Genomic DNA, 19,999 nt, shown 5'->3' on the forward strand with positions numbered 1-19,999 from the left:
TCAGACCTCCGTCCGCAGCAGCCGCATGTACACCAGCGAGAACAGCGAGCCGACCACCAGCAGGAGCAGCGCCACCGCGGTGCCGTATCCGATCATGCTCTTTTGGAAGGCCTGCTCGTACATGAAGAGCGGCAGCGTCTGGCTCCTGTTCCCCGGGCCGCCCCTCGTCATCACCCAGATCAGCCCGAACACCGACAGCGTCTGAAGGGTGTTGAGCATCAGGTTCGTGCCGATCGAGCGGCGGATCATCGGCAGCGTGATGTGCCACATGCGGCGCCAGCCACCCGCCCCGTCCACCTCCGCCGCCTCGGTGATCTCCTTCGGTATCTCGTTCAGGGCCGCCGAGTACACCAGCATGGAGAAGGCCGTCCCCCGCCAGACGTTCGCGAACGACACCGCCAGGATCGGCAGCGTGAACAGCCAGTTCTGGGTGGGCAGGTGGAGCCAGTCCAGGATCGCGTTCAGCGTGCCTTCCCGTCGGAAGAACGCGTACAGCAGGAACCCCGCCACCACCTCCGGCAGCACCCACGCCGTGACCACGATCCCGCCCACGACCGTCCGCACCGGCTTCGACGCCCGCTGCATCAGCGAAGCCAGCGCCAGGCCCAGCGTGTTCTGGCCGACCAGTGACGACAGGACCGTGAACACCAGCGTCAGCCAGACCGCGTTCAGGAACGCGTCGTCCCTGAACGCCGCCCGGAAGTTCTCGAAGCCGACGAAGGACGAGTGCGCCTGGCCGGTGAGCTGGAGGTCGGTGAAGGCGATGTACGCGCAGTACGCGATCGGGCCCGCCAGGAAGAGGAGCAGGAGGGCGACGGCGGGGGTGAGGGGGAGGGCGCGGGTCAGGCTGCGGCGCAGCCTCACTTCCTGATCACCTGGTTGTCGGTGGCCGTCTTCAGTTCCTCGTCGTACCCGCTCGCCGCCTTGTCGACCGAGCTGTCACCCGTCGTCACGCCCTCCATGGCCTCCTGGATGGCCGTCGAGACCTTGGGATAGGCCGGGTACGCGGGGCGGTAGTGCGTGCTCGCGACCAGGTCCGTGAAGAACTTGATGCCGGGCTGCGCCTTCACGTACCCGGGGTCGGAGGCCACGTCCTTGCGCACCGCGATGCCGGAGTTGGCGATGTACCACTTCTGCGCGTTCGCCCTGGTCTGCATCGTCTCGATGAACTTGAAGGCGAGATCCGGGTTGGACGCCTTGGCGGGGATCGACCAGGTCCAGCCGCCGGACATGCTCACCTTGCCGGGAGCCTGGCCGGTCTGCGTCGGCATGTACGCGAGGCCGAGTTTCTGCGACCACTCGGGCCACTCGTGCCCCGCGCCCTTCAGCCAGTCCTGCGGCAGCCAGCTGCCGTCCAGGTTGATGCCGAGCTTGCCCTTGGGCATCAGTTCGCCGCGGACGTTCGTGGGGAAGTTCGGGTCCAGGGCGTCCGAGACATCGGGGCCCAGCTTCTCCTTGTAGACCGTGTGCACGAAGGTGAGCGCGTCCTTGAAGGCCTGACTGCCCGCGATCCACTTCTTCGACGCCGTGTCGTACAGAGGGTCCGACGTACCGTCGCCCGTCCCGTACAGCAGCATCTCGAAGCCCTGCATGGTGGCCGCCTCGCCCGCCGGCTTGCCCGTGTAGACGTTCAGCGGGGTGACGCCGGGGACCTTCGCCTTGATGGTGCGTGCGGCGGCCAGCACCTCGTCCCACGTCTTCGGCTGCCAGTCCGCGGGCAGGCCCGCCTTCTTGAAGATGCCCTTGTCGAACCAGAGGCCCCGGGTGTCCGTGCCGTCCGGGACGCCGTACGTCTTCCCGTCCTGCGCCTTCGCGGCCGACTGTGCCGTGTCGACGAACTGGTTCCAGTCGGGCCACTTGTCGAGGTAGGGGTCCAGGGGCTTCAAGTACCCGCTCGTGATGTCCGAGTTGATGAGGAAGGTGTCCTCGTAGACCAGGTCGGGGGCCGTCTTGGGGGATCTCAGCATCTGCTGGAGCTTGGTGTAGTACTCGGAGTCCGGGGCCTTGATCGGGACGAGTTCGACCTTCTTGCCGGGGTTGGCCTTCTCGAACTCCTTCTTCATCTCCCCCAAGTAGGTGTCCATGACGCGGATCGAGTTGTCCGTGGACTGCTTGAAGGAGACCTTCACGGTGTCCGGATCGCTTCCGGAGCCCGATCCGCAGGCGCTGAGCGCGGTCGCGGTGAGCAGAGTGGCGAGGAGCAGCGGGGCGGCGGTGGGGCGCACGGGCACGACCTCCTACTGGCCGACGTCATTGGTGGCCGAGTTGTCTGCCCGGTGAACGTAAGAGCGTGGACTAGTCCACGTCAATGACCTTGCAGCGGCTCGTGACCTTGCGGTGGCCCAGGGAGGGCGGCGGGCGTGAGATGTCCCAGTGGGACATGAGTCTCACCGGGTCTCATGTCCCACTGGGACATCTGTGGAGTACGGTCGGGGACATGAAGGTCAACGAGGACACCTTTCCCGACCCCGTCCCGGCTCAGGACGGAGTCGAGGACCGTCGGCAGCGCAAGGCCCGGCAGACCCGCAACGCCCTGGCCGCCGCCGCGCTCGACCTGATCCTGGAGCGTGGCCTCGCCGACGTCACCGTCGGGGCCGTCGCCGATCGCGCCGACGTCACCCGCCGCACCTTCAGCCGCCACTTCGTGGGCAAGGAGGACGCCGCCCTCGACTTCGTCCGGGGCGACGGGGACCGCATCAACGCCCTCCTGCGGGCCCGGCCCGCCGACGAACCCCCGCTCCTCGCCTACCGCAGGGCCGTCGCCGACTGGCTCGCCGACCGGGAGAACCCGGCCTCGCACATACGGCCGCGCATGCGCGCGCTGCTCGCCCTCGTCGACACCGAACCCGCGCTGTTCGCCGCGTACGAGCGCATCCGGGTCGACGCCCAGGAGGAGTCGATCCGCATCATCGCCGACCGGCTCCACGTCGACGACGTCCGCGATCTGCGCCCGGCCGTCGTCGTCGACGCCGCCGCGGGCGTCCTCACCGCCGCGCTGCGCGCCTGGGCGCGCGGCATACAGGCGGACCACTCCGACGCGGACCCCGGCGAGCGTCGCGACGCGCACCCCGGGGACCGCCCCGAAGACCACCACGACCCGGACGCCGTCGACCTCGCCGCTCTCGTGGAGCAGGCCTACGACGCCCTGATGGGAGAAGCCGCCCTCGCGGCCTCCCACCGCGCCACCCCCGTACCAGGAAAGTGATCAGCGACATGGTCCTCACCACCCCCAGCGTCCTCGTCCCCGACTGCTCCACCGAGTTCTCCGGCAAGGCCGCCCTCGTCACCGGCGCCGCCTCCGGCATCGGCCTCGCCACCGCCCGCCGCCTCGGCGCCGGCGGTGCGGGCGTCGTCATCGCCGACCACAACGCCGAGGGCGCCGAGAAGGCCGCCGCCGAACTCCGGGCCGAGGGCCTCCACGCCGCCGCCGTCGCGGTCGACGTCACCCGGCCCGAGTCCGTCGAGGCGGCCGTCGCCTTCGCCGTCGACACCTTCGGCGGCCTGCACCTCGCCGTGAACAACGCGGGCGTCGGCGGACCCGTCGTGCCCATCGGCGCGTACGACATCGACGCCTACAACCGGGTGGTACGCACGAACCTCGACGGGGTCTTCCACTGCCTGCGCTACGAGCTTCCGGCCATCGAGGCGGCGGGCACGGGCGGCGCGATCGTCAATGTCTCCTCGATCCTCGGCTCGGTCGCCTCGGCCGGCTCGTCCGCGTACGTCGCCGCCAAGCACGGCGTGGTGGGACTGACGAAGGCCGCGGCCGCCGAGTACGCCCCGAAGGGCATCCGCGTCAACGCGGTCGGCCCCGGCTTCATCGACACCCCACTGCTGAAGGAGATGGAGAAGGCCCAGTACGACGGCCTGGTCGCGCTGCACCCGGCAGGCCGCCTCGGCCGCCCCGAGGAGGTCGCCGAACTGGTCACCTTCCTGCTCTCCGAGCGCGCCTCCTTCGTCCACGGCAGCTACCACTTGGTCGACGGCGCCTACACGGCCGTCTGAGTCACCAGCGGCCCTCCTCGAAGGAGTTGGAAGAATGAAGGCACTCCAGTACCGCACCATCGGTGCCGCCCCCGAGGTCGTCACCGTCCCCGATCCCGAACCCGGCCCCGGACAGGTCCTGTTGAAGGTCTCCGCGGCGGGCGTCTGCCACTCGGACATCGCCGTGATGAGCTGGCCCGCCGAGAGTTTCCCGTACGCACTGCCGCTGACCCTCGGGCACGAGGGCGCGGGCACGGTCGCCGCGCTCGGCGACGGAGTGAGCGGACTGAGGGAGGGCGACCCGGTGGCCGTCTACGGGCCGTGGGGCTGCGGCCTCTGCGCCAAGTGCGCCGAGGGCAAGGAGAACTACTGTCTGCGCGCCGACGAGCTCGGCATCCGCCCGCCGGGGCTCGGCGCGCCCGGTGCGATGGCCGAGTACCTGATCGTCGACGACGCCCGTCACCTCGTACCGCTCGACGGTCTCGACCCGGTCGCCGCGGTGCCCCTGACGGACGCCGGGCTGACCCCGTACCACGCGATCAAGCGGGCGCTGCCCAAGCTGCTGCCCGGGTCCACCGCCGTCGTCATCGGCACGGGCGGACTCGGCCACGTCGCCATCCAGTTGCTGCGGGCCATGACCGCGGCCCGGGTGATCGCCCTCGACGTCAACGAGGACAAGCTCGCGCTCGCCCGGAGGGTCGGGGCGCACGAGAGCGTCCTGTCCGACGCCGGGGCCGCCGCGAAGGTACGGGAACTCACCGGGGGCATCGGCGCCCAGGCCGTGTTCGACTTCGTCGGCGCGGAGCCGACCGTGCGGACCGCCGGGGCGCTCGCCGCGGTGGAGGGCGAGATCAGCATCGTCGGGATCGGCGGGGGCGCCCTGCCCGTCGGCTTCGGCGCGCTGCCCTTCGAGGTGTCGGTCCACGCCCCCTACTGGGGCTCCCGCGGCGAGCTGATCGAGGTCCTCGACCTCGCCCGCGCCGGAGCCGTGTCCGTGCACACCGAGACGTACTCCCTCGACGAGGCACCCCTCGCGTACGAGCGGCTGCACGCCGGGAAGGTGAACGGCCGCGCCGTGATCCTGCCGAACGGCTGACGCCCCGCGCGATCAGCCCTTGACCCACCGGTACTGCAGCTCCGGCCGCCCCACCTGCCCGTACTGCGGGGCCCGCGCCGCCCGTCCCGCCTCCACCAGATGCTCCAGATAGCGCCGGGCCGTGATCCGGGAGATGCCGACCGACTCCGCGACCCCGGCCGCCGTCAGGCCCTCGGCGCTGTCCCGCAGCGTCCGGGTGACCCGCTCCAGCGTCGGCGCGCTGAGGCCCTTGGGGAGGGCGGCCGGGCCAGGGGCGCGCAGGGTGGCCAGGGCGCGGTCCACCTCGTCCTGGCCGCTCGCCTCGCCCACCGCCGCGTGGAATTCGGCGTACCGCACGAGGCGGTCGCGCAGGGTGGCGAAGGTGAAGGGCTTCAGGACGTACTGGACGACCCCGAGCGAGACCCCTTCCCGTACGACCGCGAGGTCCCGCGCGGACGTCACCGCGATCACGTCCGCGTGATAGCCGGCGGCGCGCAGGGAGCGGGCCAGCTGCAGTCCGTGCACGTCCGGCAGGTGCAGGTCGAGCAGCAGCAGGTCCACCGGCGTACGGTCCAGCGCGCGCCGCGCCTCCGCGCCCGTGTGCGCCTTGCCGACGGCGGTGAAGCCGGGCACCCGGCCCACATACATGACGTGCGCGTCGGCGGCGACCGGGTCGTCCTCGACGACGAGTACGCGGATGGGGTCGGCGGTCATACGTCGCCTCCAGGCAGAGTGTGCTGGGCGGACTCGGGCTCGGCGGTGGCCCCTTCGGCGGTGGCCCCTTCGGTGGTGGCTCTTTCGGTGGTGGCCGGGGCCGGTTCTTCGGCGGCCTCCGGCACGGGTGCGGCAGGGGCGCCCGGGGCCACCGTAGGCAACGGCAGCCGCGCCTCGAACTCCGCCCCGCCCCCGCGCGCCTCCGCCACCGTCAGCGTGCCGTCGTGCCGGCTCACCGCCTGGCGTACGAGGGCCAGCCCGAGGCCCCGGCCGCCGGGCCCCGCCGGTTTGGTGGACCAGCCGCGCTGGAAGACCGCCTCCGCGTGGGCGGGGTCGACTCCCGCGCCCGTGTCCGCGACCCGCAGGACCAGCCCGGCGTCGTCCGTGAAGGCCGTGACGGTCACTCGCGCCCCGACCGTCCCCTGCGCCGCGTCCATCGCGTTGTCGATCAGATTGCCCAGCACGGTGACCAGGTCACGGGCCGGCAGGCCGGTCTGGAGCAGCCCGTCGTCGATGCCGCTCTCCTCCGACACCACCAGCTCCACGCCCCGCTCGTTCGCCTGGGCCGCCTTGCCCAGCAGCAGGGCGGCGAGGACCGGCTCGCTGACCGCCGAGATCACCTCGTCGGTGAGCGTCTGGGCGAGTTCGAGCTCGGCGGTGGCGAACTCGACGGCCTCCTCGGCGCGCCCGAGCTCGATCAGCGAGACCACCGTGTGCAGCCGGTTCGCGGCCTCGTGCGCCTGCGAGCGCAGCGCCTGGGTGAAGCCGCGCTCGGAGTCCAACTCACCCATCAGGGACTGGAGTTCGGTCACATCGCGCAGGGTGACCACGGTGCCGCGCCGCTCGCCGCCGGACACCGGGGAGGTGTTGACGACCAGCACGCGCGACGCCGTCAGATGCACCTCGTCCACCCGCGGCTCCGCCGACAGCAGGGCGCCCGTGAGCGGTGCGGGCAGCCCGAGTTCGGCCACGGAGTGTCCGACGACCTCGTCCGTCACCCCCAGCAGCTCCCGCCCGCCGTCGTTCATCAGCGCCACCCTGTACTGCCCGTCCAGCATCAGCAGCCCCTCGCGCACGGCGTGCAGCGCGGCCTGGTGGTAGTCGTGCATCCGGCTCAGCTCGGCCGCGTTCATGCCGTGCGTGGAGCGGCGCAGCCGGGCGTTGATGACGTAGGTGCCGATGCCGCCGAGCGCGAGTGCGCTGCCCGCGACGCCGACTAGGGCGGTCACCTGGTCCTGCACGCGCTGGGTGATCGCCTCGACCTTGATGCCCGCGCTGACCAGGCCGACGATGTGGCCGTTGTCCAGGACCGGGGTGACGGCACGGACGGACGCCCCGAGGCTGCCCGTGTACGTCTCCGTGAAGGACTTGCCGTGCAGGGCGGGCCCGATGTGGCCGAGGAAGTGCTTGCCGATCAGTGTCTCGTCGGGGTGGGTCCAGCGGATGCCCTGCGGGTTCATGATCGTCACGAAGTCCACGCCGGTGTCCCGCTGCACCTGGAGCGCGTACGGCTGGAGGTCCTTGGTGGGGTTCGTGGTGCGGATGGCGTCCCGGACGGAGGGTGCGTCGGCGATCGAGCGGGCCACGGCCATGGCCTGGCGGCCCGCCGCGTCCTCGGCCTGGCTGCGGTCGCTGACGTAGCTGAACAGCGCGTACCCGGCGACGAGCACCGCGATGAGCACGGCCTGCATGGCGAAGAGCTGGCCGGCCAGGCTGCGGGGTCGCTGGACGGGGAGGAAGCGCATGTCGTTCAGTCTGCCTCTGCTTATAAGTGTGAACTAAATGAACGGAAGGGTGACCGCCCTCATAGGGCGGGAGATAGTCACCGCATCCCCCGGAGTGAGCCGCACCCCGGGATCCCCGCGAGTGAGCCGCACCCCGGGATCCCCCGGAGCAGGCCGCACCCCGGGTTCCGCCGGACGTGAGCCGCACGCCGGATGATGCCGATGACGTCGTCAAGGAGGGCAGCCGTGGCCAGCACCCAAACGGCACCTGCCGCACCCGCCGCCAAGCGGGACCGCACCCACTATCTGTACATCGCGGTGATCATCGCGGTTGTGCTCGGCATCGCCGTCGGGTTCGCCGCGCCGGACTTCGCCAAGGAGCTCAAGCCGATCGGCACGGGCTTCGTGAGCCTGATCAAGATGATGATCTCCCCGATCATCTTCTGCACGATCGTGCTCGGCGTCGGCTCGGTACGCAAGGCCGCCAAGGTCGGCAAGGTCGGCGGTCTCGCGCTCGGCTACTTCATCTGTATGTCCTTCGTGGCGCTGGCCATCGGCCTGGTCGTCGGCAACATCATCCACCCGGGCAGCGGGATGCACCTGACCGAGGCCGTGAAGGGCGTCGGGCACACGCAGGCCGCGGCCGCCGCCGAGGGCCCCGTCGACTTCATCCTCGGGATCATCCCGACCACCTTCGTCTCGGCCTTCACCGAGGGCCAGGTGCTCCAGACCCTGCTGATCGCCCTCCTCGTGGGCTTCGCGCTGCAGGCCATGGGCCGTGCGGGGCAGCCGGTGCTGAAGGGTGTCGAGCACATCCAGAAGCTGGTCTTCCGCATCCTGGGCATGATCATGTGGGCCGCGCCCGTCGGTGCCTTCGGTGCCATGGCGGCCGTCATCGGCGAGACCGGTATGGACGCGCTGAAGGCGCTGGGCACGATCATGCTCGGCTTCTACATCACCTGTGCGCTCTTCATCGTCATCGTGCTCGGCACGCTGACGAAGCTCGTCGCCAAGGTCAGCCTCTTCCAGCTGCTGAAGTACCTCGGCCGGGAGTTCCTGCTGATCGTGTCCACCTCGTCGTCCGAGTCCGCGCTGCCGCGGCTCATCGCCAAGATGGAGCACCTGGGTGTCAGCCGCCCGGTCGTCGGCATCACCGTGCCGACCGGCTACTCCTTCAACCTCGACGGCACGATGATCTACCTGACCATGGCCTCGCTGTTCATCGCCGACGCGATGGACCAGCCGATGAGCGTCGGTCAGCAGATCGGTCTGCTGCTCTTCATGATGGTCGCCTCGAAGGGCGCGGCGGGTGTCTCCGGCTCCGGTATCGCCGTCCTGGCCAGTGGTCTGCAGTCGCACAAGCCCGCGCTGGTGGACGGTGTCGGTCTGATCATCGGTATCGACCGGTTCATGAGCGAGGCGCGCGCGGTCACCAACTTCGCGGGCAACGCGGTCGCCACGCTGCTCATCGGTACGTGGACCGGTGAGGTCGACAAGGAGCGGGTGAACCGGGTTCTCGCCGGGGAGCTGCCGTTCGACGAGAAGACTCTGCTGGACAGCGACGAGGATGACGCGGTCGACGTCGCCCCGGAGGTGCCGGAGCAGGGCGGCGAGAAGGAGCTGGCAAAGGCGTAAGCGCCGTTTGGAGCTGCGGGTCCGTTGTGGCTGGTCGCGCAGTTCCCCGCGCCCCTTCGGGGCGCCCCAAGCCGCCGGGCGGCCAGGTTCTCCCCCGTGGACCTGGCCGCCCGGTGTATGCGTCGGACGAGCTCAATCGCTCAGCTTGGTCACCAGTTCGGTGGCTCTGGAGGCGGGTACGCCCGCCGCGGTCAGCATGGTGATCGCGGCGGAGCGGCCCGCCTCTTGCGGTGCCAGCAGGCCGTCGTTCACCGCCTCCATGAGGGCGAACAGCATCTGCTCGTGGACGTACGCCAGTGCGGGCGCCGGCAGCGGAGACTCGAACACGCCCTGATCGAGGCCGCGCCGCAGCAGCTCGGCGCAGGCCTCGCGCACCGGCGTGAGCCGCTCGCGGATGCCCTGGACCGTGACGCTGCGCTGGGCGAGAGCGACCAGCAGCCGGTAGCGGTCGGCGATCTCCCAGACGGCGAGCGTCGAGCGGACCAGTGATTCCGCCGGGTCCCGGCCGCTCTCCCGGCCCGCCGCGTGCGCCGCGGCCACCGCCTCCACCGCGCCGTCGGTCAACGTGCTGACCAGTACCTCGCGGCTGGGGAAGTGCCCGTACACCGTGCGCCGCACGACGCCCGCGGCCCGTGCGATCTGGTCCATGGACGCGTCGGGGTCGCGCAGCAGTTCGGCGAGCGCGACGTCGAGGATGCGGCGGCGGTTCGCATCCGCGCGGCTGGCACTACCCGTGGTCATGGCTGCCATTCTGCACGCCCCCGGATCCGCGCGAGGTGATCACCCGCGCCCTCCACAAGGGCTCCACCTCCTTGATTTGCACAGCGTTGTGCATCTCGATACATTGCACATGGTTGTGCAACTGCACGCCAATGTGCAAATGGAGCGAAGAGAAGGGGCGACCGTAGTCATGCGTCTCGTCATGAACGAACCGGTCGAGGGGATGGACCGGCCCTACGCCCGGCGCTGGTGGGCGCTGCTGGTGCTCTGCCTGAGCCTGCTGATCATCGTGATGGCGAACACCGCCCTCACCGTCGCGGCCCCGGACATGACCCAGGACCTGGGCCTGTCCAGCGCGGACCTGCAGTGGGTCATCGACGGCTACACCGTCCCGTACGCCGCGCTGATGCTGCTGCTCGGCGCGATCGGCGACAAGTACAGCCGGCGCGGGGCGCTCATCCTCGGGCTCGTCGTGTTCGGCGGGGGCGCGGTAGCGGGCTCGCTCGTCGACAGCTCCACCGGGGTCATCGCGGCCCGTGCCGTGATGGGCGTCGGCGCCGCCCTGATCATGCCCGCGACGCTCTCCCTGCTCGCCGCGACCTTCCCGCGCGCGGAGCGGGCGAAGGCGATCACCCTGTGGACCGCCACCGCCGGACTCGCCATCGCGGCCGGGCCCCTGGTCGCCGGTGCGCTGCTCGAGCACCACGGCTGGTCGTCCACGTTCCTGATCAACGTCCCCATCGCCGCGCTCGCGATCGTCGGCGCCCTCGTCCTCGTACCGCCGTCCAGGGCCGCGCACCACCACCGCATCGACCACGTCGGCGGCCTGCTGTCCGTGGTCTGGATCGGCTCGCTGGTCTACATGATCATCGAGGGGCCGCACTTCGGATGGGGCGTCAAAGCCGTGACCGCCGCGGTCGTCGCGGGTGCCGGCCTGGTGGCCTTCGTGGTGTGGGAGCTGCGCCACCCGCGCCCGGTCGTCGACGTACGCCGCTTCGCCCACCGTCGGTTCGCGGGCTCCAACCTCGCCGTCGCCCTCTTCTTCCTGGCCGTCTTCGGCGCCTTCTACTACCTCACCCAGCACCTCCAGTTCGTCCTCGGCCACGACGCGCTGGACACCGGGGTGCGGATGCTGCCGCTCGCCGGGGCCGTGTTCGTCGGCTCGGCGCTCACCGGATACCTCACCCCGCGCATCGGCATGAAGATCACGGTGACCGCGGGCATGGTCGGCGGCACGGCGGCGCTCGCGCTGCTCACCCGGGTCGACGCGGCATCCTCGTACGGCGATCTCGTGCCGCCCCTCGCCATCCTGGGCCTCGCGATCGGGCTCGCGCTCTCGCCCTGCACGGACGCCATCATGGGGGCGTTCCCCGAGGCCGAACTCGGCGTCGGCGGAGCCGTCAACGACACCTCGCTGGAGCTCGGCGGCTCGCTCGGCATCGCGATCCTCGGTTCCGTGCTGGCGAGTTCGTACTCCGCGCACCTCGCGGACGCCACCGCGGGCAGCAAGCTTCCGGCGGGCGCCCTGTCCACGGCGCAGGACTCGGTCGGCGCGGGCTACGCGGTCGCCCAGGGCATCGGTGACAAGGCCCGGCAGCTCGGCGAGCAGGCCGCGCGGGCGGGGCAGGCCGGGAACGCCGAGAAGGCCGCGCAGCTGAAGGCACAGGCCGACCAACTCGCCCACGGGGCGCAGCGGATGGCGGACGCCGTCGGTTCGTCGTTCTCGGACGCGGTGGCGCACACCAGCCTGATCGGCGCGGTGATCCTGGGCGTGGGAACCGTGCTGGTCGCCTTCCTGCTGCCCAGGAAGGGCGGCGCGCACCCGGGGGAGGCCCCGGAGCGGGCGGCGGAGGAACAGCCGGAACTCACCGGCGCGGCGACGCGCTGAGCGCACCCCCCGTCCGCCTCGGAACCGTGACCCTCGGGCCGTCGTCTCGTAGAACATGCACTACCGTGCCGTGCCGGACTGACCGGCACGGCACGGCATGTTCTGCGGAGGACACGGAGTATGAAGATCGACTGGGACCGGCGGACGTGCGCGCGCAAAAGTCATGTGACGTACGCGCCCGACGAGCCGGAACTGCGCCGGCGGCTGCGCGCCGAGACGAGCCTCGGCGAGGCCTGGCGCTGTCTGCGCTGCGGCGACTTCGTGCTGGGCGAACCACATGGCTCGGGCCCCGCGGAGGACGCACCCCTGGTGCCGCGCGGCAAGGTGCTGCGCGATCTGTTCATCCTGCGCTTCCTGGCGGTCGAACGGGCCGTGCGCGGGGTGTTCATCGTGCTGGTCGCGGCCGCGGTGTGGAAGTTCAGCAACAGCCAGGACTCGGTGCGCCGGCTCTTCGACCAGAACCTCGACGTCTTCCGGCCGGTCTTCAAGCACTTCCACTACGACCTCGACCACTCGCCGGTCGTCGGCACCATCCAGAAGTCCTTCGGCTACAAACACTCCACGCTGGCCCTGGTGGCCGCGCTGCTGCTGGCATACGCGCTGATCGAACTCGTCGAGGCGGGCGGCCTTTGGTACGCCAAGCGCTGGGCGGAGTATCTGACGGTGGTCGCCACCGCCGCCTTCCTGCCCCTGGAGATCTACGAACTCACCGAGCACGTCAGTTACTTGAAGATCGCCACCCTGGTCCTCAACATCCTCGCCGTCCTCTACATCGCCCTGGCCAAACGCCTCTTCGGGCTGCGCGGCGGACGCAGGGCGTTCGAGGAGGAGCGGCACAGCGCGTCGCTGCTGGAGGTCGAGGAGTCGGCGGGCGTGGCCGCGCACGCCTGACCCCCCGCACCACACGGCGCCGGCGAGGATCGTCTACGGGTGGTGGGGGCCCAGGGTCTCGGCCACGGCGCGTGGTAGCCACGCCCGTGCGTCGCCGAAGGCGAACCCGAGCCGGGTGGCCCGGGAGTTGTCCATGCCGTAGGAACGGCTGAAGGAGAACGGGGAGACCGCGCCGACCTCGACGGGCCGCAGGAGGGTCTTGCCGTCCGGGAGGTGCGCGGCGATCGCCTCGCACAGCTCCTGCGTGGTCAGCGGCCCGTGGGAGGCCGCGTTGACCGGGCCCGTGAAGTCCTCGCCCGCCGCCCAGAACAGGAAGTCGGCGATCTCCTCGACGTGGATGTACGTCGCCGGGCGGTTCACGGGCGGTACGGCGATCGCCTCGCCCGCGTGGATGCGCTCCGCGTAGTGCTGGAGGCGGCCGGTGAAGTCGTCGTCCCCGCCCAGGACGTGGGCCACCCGGACGGCCGCGTACGGAAACGCGGGGTCGGCCGCGAACACCGCCTCGGCCTGGCGCTTGCCCTCCCCGTAGTGGCCCTCGAGGAACTCCGGCTCGTCCCAGGGGAGCCCCAGGTCGACGGGCACGGTACGCGGGTCCACGGCGTCCTCCCGTACGAGATCCGCCGAGTCCTCGTACTCGTAGACCTCGACGGTGGAGGTCATGACGTACCGCCGGGTGCGTCCCGCGAAGACCCGTCGGGCGATCTCCGCCTGCCGCGGTGTGTAGCAGACCTGGTCGACCACGACATCGAAGGTGCGTGAACCCAGTGCCTTCTCCAGGGAATTCCCGTCATTGCGGTCCGCCACGAGAGGGACCGCTCCGGCGGGCGGCGCGGAGGAACCGCGATTGATGACGGTGACGTGGTCTCCGGCGGCCAGCAGCCGGGCAATCAGTCGCTTTCCGAAATAGCGGTTTCCGCCGATGACACCTGTCTCGCGCACGGCGTTCCTCCCCCTCGTGCTTCCGGCACCCACCGGGCTTCTGTGATCATCATTCTCCCGGCGTACGCGTCACGTCTGAAGGGGGAGACATGGGAGATCCGGCCGCTGCACCGAAGGAACCACGGCAACCGCGCGCCGCCGCCGACGAAACGTCGGTGGCCTTCGACGCGGTGGACCGGCAGATCCTGGAACTGCTGCAGAGCGACGGCCGGATCAGGCTCAGCGAGCTCGGCCGGCGCGTCCAGCTGAGCCCGGCGGCCGTCGCCGAACGCGTGCGCCGGCTGGAGTCCACGGGAGCCGTCACCGGCTACGGCGCCCATGTCTCACCACCTCTCCTCGGCTACGGCATCCAGGCCTTCGTCCGTGTCGACCCGCACGGCGGATACACCCTGCGCCACCCCAGGACCCTGGAGCTGATCTCCCGCCCGGAGATCATCGAGGTCCACCACGTCGTCGGCGAGGACTGCTGGATCCTCAAGGTCGCCGTCGCGGACACACTCCATCTGGAGGACGTCCTGGAACAGACCTCCGCACTGGGGCGCACGACGACCTCGATCGTCCTGTCCTCACCGGTGCCGCGAAAGCCACTGCTGCCCTTGCGTTGACGTCGGCGTCAAGGAATACCGTCGGGGCATGCGAATCGGCGAGCTGGCGGCGCGGGCCGGGACCACCACGCGGACGCTTCGGTACTACGAGTCGCGGGGGCTGCTGCCCGCGCGACGGGGCGAGAACGGGTACCGGACGTACGACGAGCACGACCTGCGGCTGCTGCGGCAGATCAGGACGCTGCAGGACTTCGGGTTCGACCTGGAGGAGACCCGGCCCTTCGTGGAGTGTCTGCGGGCGGGGCACCCGGAGGGCGACTCCTGTCCGGCCTCGCTCGCGGTCTACCGGCGCAAGCTGGGCGAGCTCGACTCGCTGATCGACGAGTTGCAGGCCGTACGGGCCGAGGTCGGCGCGCAGCTGGCGCGGGCCGAGCGGGCGCGTGACGAGCTGGCGGCCGAGGCGGAGGTTCCGGGCGGCCCGGAACCCGTATGCGAACTGGAAGGGCGGACACGGTGATCAAGGTGGCAGGCGTGGCTTCGGTGACGGACGCGGACTTCGAGACGGAGGTGATCGGCGCCGAGCTCCCGGTGCTGGTGGAGTTCACGGCCGACTGGTGCCCGCCGTGCCGGCAGATGGGGCCGGTGCTCAGTGCCCTGGCGGCCGAGGAGGGCGAGCGGCTCAAGGTGGTCCAGCTGGACGTGGACACCAACCCGCTGACGACGAACGCCTACCGGGTGCTGTCGATGCCCACGTTCATGGTGTTCCGCGGTGGCGAGCCGGTGAAGTCGATGGTGGGCGCCCGGCCGAAGCGCCGGCTGCTGGAGGAGCTGTCCGAGGTGCTCTGACGGTCCGGCGTGCCCCGACCTCCCCGATATACAGCAGAACTACAAGAAATCCCCCGAGCAATTGCGCGCGGGGGATTTCCTTGCGTATATTGAATGATTCGCGACTTCAGGAGAATTGAGTCGCGGAGAAGTTCACTGGGCACAGTATATCCGGCCGGGAGCGGAATTGTCAAACAGGGGCGCAAACGCAGAGGGCACCACAGGATTTCCCGACGATGAATTGCTGCACGAGCAGGAATTCATCGACGGGTTGTACGCACGCGTGGACGTGCTGCGGGGCGACACCGAGGCCTCCGTCGGCGACGCGCTCGCGCAGGGCAACACACCCATGCAGGCCAGGCTCGAACGGGACGTGCTCGTCGCCGAGCGCTCGGGCCTGCTCGCCGCGCTGAACGCCGTGGACGGCTCGCTCTGCTTCGGCCGGATCGACCTCACCTCCGGCGTCAGCCATCACATCGGGCGTATCGGCGTCCGCGCCGACGACACCGAGCACACCCCCATCCTCATCGACTGGCGGGCCCCGGTCGCCCGCCCCTTCTACCTCGCCACCGGCCACACGCCGATGGACCTGCGCCGCCGCCGGCACATCACCACCGACGGCCGCCGGGTGACCGACCTGCACGACGAGATCCTCGACCTCGGCGACCACGAGCGCACCGGCCACGAGGACCCGACCGGCGACGCCGTACTGCTGGCCGCGCTGAACTCGGCGCGCACCGGCCGCATGAGCGACATCGTGCAGACCATCCAGGCCGAACAGGACCGGATCATCCGCGCCCCGCACAAGGGCGTGATGGTCGTCGAGGGCGGCCCCGGCACCGGAAAGACGGCCGTGGCGCTGCACCGGGCCGCGTACCTGTTGTACGAGTACCGGGAACTGCTGGCGAAGCGCGCCGTCCTGATCGTCGGACCGAACCCCGCCTTCCTCGGATACATCGGCGAGGTACTGCCCTCGCTCGGCGAGACGGGCGTGCTGCTCGCGACCGTCGGCGAACTGTTCCCCGGCGTCCGGGCGACCGCCACCGACGCCCCGCGGGCCGCCGCGGTAAAGGGCCGCGCCGACATGGCCGAGGTGCTCGCCGCCGTGGTCCAGGGCCGCCAGACGCTGCCCGACCCGGTCATCGCGATCGAGCACGACCGGGACATCCTGATGCTCGACGCCGGGCTCGTCCAGGTCGCCCGCGAGCGCACCCGTGAGGCGCAGCTGCCGCACAACGTGGCCCGCGAGTACTTCGAGGGCCACATCCTCAACACGCTCACCGACATGCTGGCCGAGCGCATCGGCACCGACCCCTTCGACGGTTCGAACCTGCTCGACCCGAGCGACATCACCCAGATCCGCGACGACCTCGCCGAGAACCCCGAGGTCTGGACGGCCATCGACCAGCTGTGGCCGCGGCTGACCCCGCAGCGCCTGGTCGCCGACTTCCTCGCGGACCCCGAGGGATACGTCCCGGACGAGGACGCGGCCGCGATCCGCCGCCCGGTCACCCGGGCCTGGACCACCGCCGACGTCCCCCTCCTCGACGAGGCCGCCGAACTGCTCGGCGAGGACGACCGCGTGGCCCGCGCCCTCGCCGACCAGGAACGCCGCGCCCAGGTGGCGTACGCGCAGGGCGTACTGGACGTGTCCTACGCCTCCCGCACCTACGAGTTCGAGGACAAGGACGAGGAGGACTCCGAGGTCCTGTCCGCGCACAACATCATCGACGCCGAGCGGATGGCCGAGCGGCACGAGGAGGACGACCACCGCAGCGCGGCCGAACGCGCGGCGGCCGACCGGACCTGGGCGTTCGGCCACATCATCGTCGACGAGGCGCAGGAGCTCTCGCCGATGGCCTGGCGCCTGCTGATGCGGCGCAGCCCGACCCGCTCGATGACCCTGGTCGGCGACCCCGCGCAGACCGCGGAAGCGGCCGGAGTGGGCTCCTGGTCGGAGATCCTCTCCCCCTATGTCGAGGACCGCTGGGAGCACAAGCGCCTCGCCGTCAACTACCGCACCCCGTCCGAGATCATGGACGTGGCGGCGGGCGTCCTGCGCGCGCGGCACCCGGACTTCGAGCCGCCGCGTTCGGTGCGTTCGACGGGCGTACGGCCGTGGGCACGCGCCGCCGGGGACGACCTGGCCGGCACCGTCGCGAAGGCCGTCGCCGAACTGACCCCCGCCGAGGGACGGCTCGCGGTGATCGCGCCCCGCGAACTGCACACCTCGCTCGCGGCCCGGCTGGAGGACGTGACGGCGGGGGAGGAGCCCGACCTGACCCGGACGGTCGTCCTCCTCGACCCCCGTCAGGCCAAGGGGCTGGAATTCGACTCCGTCCTCGTGGTCGAACCGGCGCGATACGGCACGAGCGACCTGTACGTGGCGCTGACGCGGGCGACGCAGGCCCTCGGGATCGTGTACGAGGGCGAGCTGCCGCAGGCGCTGCGGGCGGCGACGGTCTGACCACCGGGCGGGGCGAGGAGTTCACGCTCCTTCGCCCCGCCCCTCGTCGTGGCAGCCGAAGCCCTCAGGCGGGGCGGAGCCAGATCGTGGCCAGGGGAGGCAGGGTCAGGCGCAGGCTGGTGGGATGGGCGTGGGCGGGGTGGGGCTCGGGTTTGACGGGGTGGGGGTTGTGGATGTCGCTGCCGCCGTAGCGGGCGGCGTCGGTGTTGAGGACTTCGTGCCAGGCGGGGATGTCTTCGGGGATGCCGAGGCGGTAGTCGTGGCGGACGACGGGGGAGAAGTGGGAGACGGCGAGGAGGGGGGTGCCGTCGGTGTCGTGGCGGAGGAAGGCGAGGACGTTGTCGTCGGCGGCGTCGCCGGCGATCCAGGTGAAGCCGGCGGGGTCGGTGTCGCGTTGCCAGAGGGCGGGTTCGTGGCGGTAGACGGTGTTGAGGTCGCGGACGAGGTCGCGTACGCCGCGGTGGTCGGGTTCGGCGGGGTAGGCGGGGTCCAGGAGCCACCAGTCGGGGCCGTGGGTTTCGGACCATTCGGCGCCCTGGGCGAATTCCTGGCCCATGAAGAGGAGTTGTTTGCCGGGGTGGGCCCACATGAAGCCGAGGTAGGCGCGGGTGGTGGCGCGTTGTTGCCACCAGTCGCCGGGCATCTTCGACACGAGTGAGCGTTTGCCGTGGACGACCTCGTCGTGGGAGATGGGCAGGACGTAGTTCTCGCTGTAGGCGTACACCATCGAGAACGTCATCTCGTTGTGGTGGTACTTGCGATGGACCGGCTCGTGCTGCACGTAGCTCAGCGAGTCGTGCATCCACCCCATGTTCCACTTCAGCCCGAATCCCAGCCCCCCGAACCCGCCGGGCCCGGTGTGATGGGTGGCCCGCGTGACGCCGTCCCAGGCCGTGGACTCCTCGGCGATCGTCACGACGCCGGGTGCGCGGCGGTAGACGGTGGCGTTCATCTCCTGGAGGAAGGCGACGGCGTCGAGGTTCTCCCGGCCGCCGTGTTCGTTGGGGGTCCACTGTCCCGGTTCGCGCGAGTAGTCGAGGTAGAGCATCGAGGCGACGGCGTCGACGCGCAGGCCGTCGATGTGGAACTCCTCGCACCAGTACACGGCGTTGGCGACGAGGAAGTTGCGTACCTCGCGGCGTCCGTAGTCGAATTCGAGGGTGCCCCAGTCGGGGTGGGCGGCCCGTTGGGGGTCCGCGTGTTCGTAGAGGGGGCGTCCGTCGAATTCGGCGAGGGCCCATGCGTCGCGCGGGAAGTGGGCCGGTACCCAGTCCATGAGGACGCCGATCCCGGCCCGGTGCAGGGCGTCGACGAGGTGTTTGAAGTCGTCGGGGGTGCCGAGCCGTGCGGTGGGGGCGTAGAAGCCGGTGACCTGGTAGCCCCAGGAGCCGCCGAAGGGGTGTTCGGCGACCGGCATCAGCTCGACATGGGTGAAGCCCAGGTCGGAGACGTAGGCGGGCAGTTGCTCGGCCAGTTGGCGGTAGGTCAGGCCCGGACGCCACGAGGGCAGGTGGACCTCGTACACCGACAGCGGTGCCTCGTGCACGGGGCGGGCGCCCCGCCCCGCCATCCACTCCTCGTCCCTCCACACGTGGTGCGAGGCGTGCACGATCGACGACGTGCGCGGCGGGACCTCGGTCCGCCGGGCCATCGGGTCGGCCCGCAGGGTGCGGGAGCCGTCCGGGCGGGTGATCTCGAACTTGTAGAGCTCGCCCTCGCCGATCGCCGGCACGAACAGCTCCCACACCCCGGAGGAGCCGAGCGACCGCATCGGAAACCCGGTGCCGTCCCAGAAGTTGAAGGTGCCGGCGAGACGGACACCGCGCGCGTTCGGCGCCCAGACCGTGAAGCGGGTGCCGGTCACCCCCTGGTGCACCATCGGCTCCGCGCCCAGGGCGCGCCACAGTTCCTCGTGGCGTCCCTCGCCGAGCAGATGGAGATCGAACTCCCCGAGCGCGGGCAGGAAACGGTACGCGTCCTCGGTGTCCTGAACCGTCCCCTCGTACGCGACGAGCAGCCGGTACGTCTCCGGGACCGCGCGCAGCGGCACCAGCGCCGAGAAGAACCCGTCCCCGTCGTCGTGCAGCTCGGCCCGCAGGTCGTCCGTCACGACGGTCACCCCGAGCGCGTACGGGCGGAAGGCCAGGAAGGCCACGCCGCCGGGCACCGGATGGGCGCCGAGCACCCCGTGCGGATCGTGGTGCGTGCCGGAGAGCAGCCGCTCGCGGTCACCGGGATCGACCCCGGCGAAGACGGGAGCGCTGTCGGCGGGCTCGGAAACCCCGACCACGGGCTCGGCGCCCTTCGGCTCCGCGGCGCGCGGTTCGGGAACCCTGGCCGCGGCTCCCTTCTTCGAGACCTTGGAGACCGTCGAGACCTTCGCGGCCTTCGCGGCCTTGCTCCCGGCAGGCTTCTGAGCGGCGACCTTCTTGACGGCGGCCTTCTCGACCGTCGCTTTCTCGACCGTCGCTTTCTTCACCGCCGCCTTCTTGGCGGCAGCCGGCTTCTTGGCACCGTTCTTCTTCGGACTGTCGTCGGACGGGGGGCGGGGCGTCACGGGCAGGGCCTCCTCGGCGGGGTGAGGTGGGGAAG

At 70.8% G+C, this 19,999-nt stretch carries 17 protein-coding genes; 10 read left to right on the forward strand and 7 right to left on the reverse strand.

Annotated elements, in window-relative coordinates:
- Both AAFF41_RS32205 and AAFF41_RS32210 read right to left on the reverse strand, forming a co-directional pair.
- On the reverse strand, positions 1-864 hold the full coding sequence (locus tag AAFF41_RS32205; RefSeq protein WP_319746137.1) for a carbohydrate ABC transporter permease: 864 nt from the start codon (positions 862-864) through the stop codon (positions 1-3).
- Positions 861-2,231, reverse strand: coding sequence for an extracellular solute-binding protein (locus AAFF41_RS32210; RefSeq protein WP_343325045.1), 1,371 nt, complete (start codon positions 2,229-2,231; stop codon positions 861-863). Before AAFF41_RS32210 ends, AAFF41_RS32205 begins: the two co-directional genes overlap by 4 nt.
- A gap of 206 nt (positions 2,232-2,437) precedes the next feature.
- On the opposite strand from AAFF41_RS32210, the gene AAFF41_RS32215 reads away from it, so the two are divergent.
- Genes AAFF41_RS32215 through AAFF41_RS32225 form a run of 3 tightly spaced genes read left to right on the forward strand, consistent with a single transcriptional unit; the run spans position 2,438 to position 5,080 of the window.
- Complete coding sequence (locus tag AAFF41_RS32215) at positions 2,438-3,205, forward strand: TetR/AcrR family transcriptional regulator (RefSeq protein WP_319746133.1); 768 nt, start codon at positions 2,438-2,440, stop codon at positions 3,203-3,205.
- 8 nt (positions 3,206-3,213) lie between these two features.
- Positions 3,214-4,005 carry an SDR family NAD(P)-dependent oxidoreductase gene (locus tag AAFF41_RS32220; RefSeq protein WP_319746130.1) on the forward strand — a complete coding sequence of 264 codons (792 nt, stop codon included), beginning with the start codon at positions 3,214-3,216 and terminating at the stop codon, positions 4,003-4,005.
- Positions 4,006-4,039: 34 nt separating this feature from the next.
- Entirely contained in the window at positions 4,040-5,080 is a 1,041-nt protein-coding gene (locus AAFF41_RS32225) for an NAD(P)-dependent alcohol dehydrogenase (protein WP_319746128.1), read from the forward strand.
- 12 nt (positions 5,081-5,092) lie between these two features.
- Here the strand turns inward: AAFF41_RS32225 and AAFF41_RS32230 are convergent, their stop codons facing one another.
- Both AAFF41_RS32230 and AAFF41_RS32235 read right to left on the reverse strand, forming a co-directional pair.
- Positions 5,093-5,773, reverse strand: a complete 681-nt coding sequence (locus tag AAFF41_RS32230) for a response regulator (protein WP_054233170.1) — start codon at positions 5,771-5,773, stop codon at positions 5,093-5,095.
- Positions 5,770-7,518, reverse strand: coding sequence for an ATP-binding protein (locus AAFF41_RS32235; RefSeq protein ID WP_343325046.1), 1,749 nt, complete (start codon positions 7,516-7,518; stop codon positions 5,770-5,772). The genes AAFF41_RS32230 and AAFF41_RS32235 overlap by 4 nt, the downstream gene beginning before the upstream one ends.
- A 192-nt stretch (positions 7,519-7,710) precedes the next feature.
- On the opposite strand from AAFF41_RS32235, the gene AAFF41_RS32240 reads away from it, so the two are divergent.
- Positions 7,711-9,132: a cation:dicarboxylate symporter family transporter gene (locus AAFF41_RS32240; RefSeq protein ID WP_388407155.1), complete on the forward strand. Its 1,422-nt coding sequence runs from the start codon at positions 7,711-7,713 to the stop codon at positions 9,130-9,132.
- Positions 9,133-9,264: 132 nt separating this feature from the next.
- On the opposite strand, the gene AAFF41_RS32245 is transcribed toward AAFF41_RS32240, so the two are convergent.
- Positions 9,265-9,882 carry a TetR/AcrR family transcriptional regulator gene (locus AAFF41_RS32245; RefSeq protein WP_319746122.1) on the reverse strand — a complete coding sequence of 206 codons (618 nt, stop codon included), beginning with the start codon at positions 9,880-9,882 and terminating at the stop codon, positions 9,265-9,267.
- Between the two features lie 160 nt (positions 9,883-10,042).
- On the opposite strand from AAFF41_RS32245, the gene AAFF41_RS32250 reads away from it, so the two are divergent.
- Positions 10,043-11,740, forward strand: coding sequence for an MFS transporter (locus AAFF41_RS32250; protein WP_319746120.1), 1,698 nt, complete (start codon positions 10,043-10,045; stop codon positions 11,738-11,740).
- Positions 11,741-11,860: 120 nt separating this feature from the next.
- Positions 11,861-12,631, forward strand: coding sequence for a DUF2127 domain-containing protein (locus AAFF41_RS32255; RefSeq protein WP_319746118.1), 771 nt, complete (start codon positions 11,861-11,863; stop codon positions 12,629-12,631).
- A 33-nt stretch (positions 12,632-12,664) separates the two neighbouring features.
- Here AAFF41_RS32255 and AAFF41_RS32260 read toward each other — a convergent pair whose 3' ends face one another.
- Entirely contained in the window at positions 12,665-13,570 is a 906-nt protein-coding gene (locus AAFF41_RS32260; protein ID WP_343325047.1) for a Rossmann-fold NAD(P)-binding domain-containing protein, read from the reverse strand.
- A gap of 89 nt (positions 13,571-13,659) precedes the next feature.
- On the opposite strand from AAFF41_RS32260, the gene AAFF41_RS32265 reads away from it, so the two are divergent.
- The 4 genes from AAFF41_RS32265 (at position 13,660) to AAFF41_RS32280 (ending at position 17,407) form a co-directional block, all read left to right on the forward strand.
- Positions 13,660-14,175 (forward strand): Lrp/AsnC family transcriptional regulator, encoded by a 516-nt coding sequence (locus AAFF41_RS32265; protein ID WP_343325048.1) that lies wholly within the window; start codon positions 13,660-13,662, stop codon positions 14,173-14,175.
- Between the two features lie 28 nt (positions 14,176-14,203).
- Positions 14,204-14,632, forward strand: coding sequence for a MerR family transcriptional regulator (locus AAFF41_RS32270; RefSeq protein WP_054233164.1), 429 nt, complete (start codon positions 14,204-14,206; stop codon positions 14,630-14,632).
- Between the two features lie 14 nt (positions 14,633-14,646).
- Positions 14,647-14,961 carry a thioredoxin family protein gene (locus AAFF41_RS32275; RefSeq protein ID WP_190174271.1) on the forward strand — a complete coding sequence of 105 codons (315 nt, stop codon included), beginning with the start codon at positions 14,647-14,649 and terminating at the stop codon, positions 14,959-14,961.
- Positions 14,962-15,109: 148 nt separating this feature from the next.
- Positions 15,110-17,407 carry a HelD family protein gene (locus AAFF41_RS32280; RefSeq protein ID WP_425526258.1) on the forward strand — a complete coding sequence of 766 codons (2,298 nt, stop codon included), beginning with the start codon at positions 15,110-15,112 and terminating at the stop codon, positions 17,405-17,407.
- Between the two features lie 64 nt (positions 17,408-17,471).
- On the opposite strand, the gene glgB is transcribed toward AAFF41_RS32280, so the two are convergent.
- The gene (glgB, locus tag AAFF41_RS32285) at positions 17,472-19,964 is read right to left on the reverse strand and encodes a 1,4-alpha-glucan branching enzyme (protein ID WP_343325050.1); all 2,493 of its coding nucleotides are present in this window, start codon (positions 19,962-19,964) and stop codon (positions 17,472-17,474) included.
- Positions 19,965-19,999 lie beyond the last annotated feature (35 nt).

The organism is Streptomyces mirabilis, assembly GCF_039503195.1.
Lineage (GTDB): Bacteria > Actinomycetota > Actinomycetes > Streptomycetales > Streptomycetaceae > Streptomyces > Streptomyces mirabilis_D.

What these genes read in the sequence shown, in the direction of transcription:
- AAFF41_RS32215 (WP_319746133.1), top strand. Translation starts at nt 2,438, where the DNA reads ATGAAGGTCAACGAGGACACCTTTCCCGACCCCGTCCCGGCTCAGGAC.
- AAFF41_RS32220 (WP_319746130.1), top strand. Translation starts at nt 3,214, where the DNA reads ATGGTCCTCACCACCCCCAGCGTCCTCGTCCCCGACTGCTCCACCGAG.
- AAFF41_RS32225 (WP_319746128.1), top strand. Translation starts at nt 4,040, where the DNA reads ATGAAGGCACTCCAGTACCGCACCATCGGTGCCGCCCCCGAGGTCGTC.
- AAFF41_RS32230 (WP_054233170.1), bottom strand. Translation starts at nt 5,773, where the DNA reads ATGACCGCCGACCCCATCCGCGTACTCGTCGTCGAGGACGACCCGGTC.
- AAFF41_RS32235 (WP_343325046.1), bottom strand. Translation starts at nt 7,518, where the DNA reads ATGCGCTTCCTCCCCGTCCAGCGACCCCGCAGCCTGGCCGGCCAGCTC.
- AAFF41_RS32240 (WP_388407155.1), top strand. Translation starts at nt 7,711, where the DNA reads ATGATGCCGATGACGTCGTCAAGGAGGGCAGCCGTGGCCAGCACCCAA.
- AAFF41_RS32245 (WP_319746122.1), bottom strand. Translation starts at nt 9,882, where the DNA reads ATGGCAGCCATGACCACGGGTAGTGCCAGCCGCGCGGATGCGAACCGC.
- AAFF41_RS32250 (WP_319746120.1), top strand. Translation starts at nt 10,043, where the DNA reads ATGCGTCTCGTCATGAACGAACCGGTCGAGGGGATGGACCGGCCCTAC.
- AAFF41_RS32255 (WP_319746118.1), top strand. Translation starts at nt 11,861, where the DNA reads ATGAAGATCGACTGGGACCGGCGGACGTGCGCGCGCAAAAGTCATGTG.
- AAFF41_RS32265 (WP_343325048.1), top strand. Translation starts at nt 13,660, where the DNA reads ATGGGAGATCCGGCCGCTGCACCGAAGGAACCACGGCAACCGCGCGCC.
- AAFF41_RS32270 (WP_054233164.1), top strand. Translation starts at nt 14,204, where the DNA reads ATGCGAATCGGCGAGCTGGCGGCGCGGGCCGGGACCACCACGCGGACG.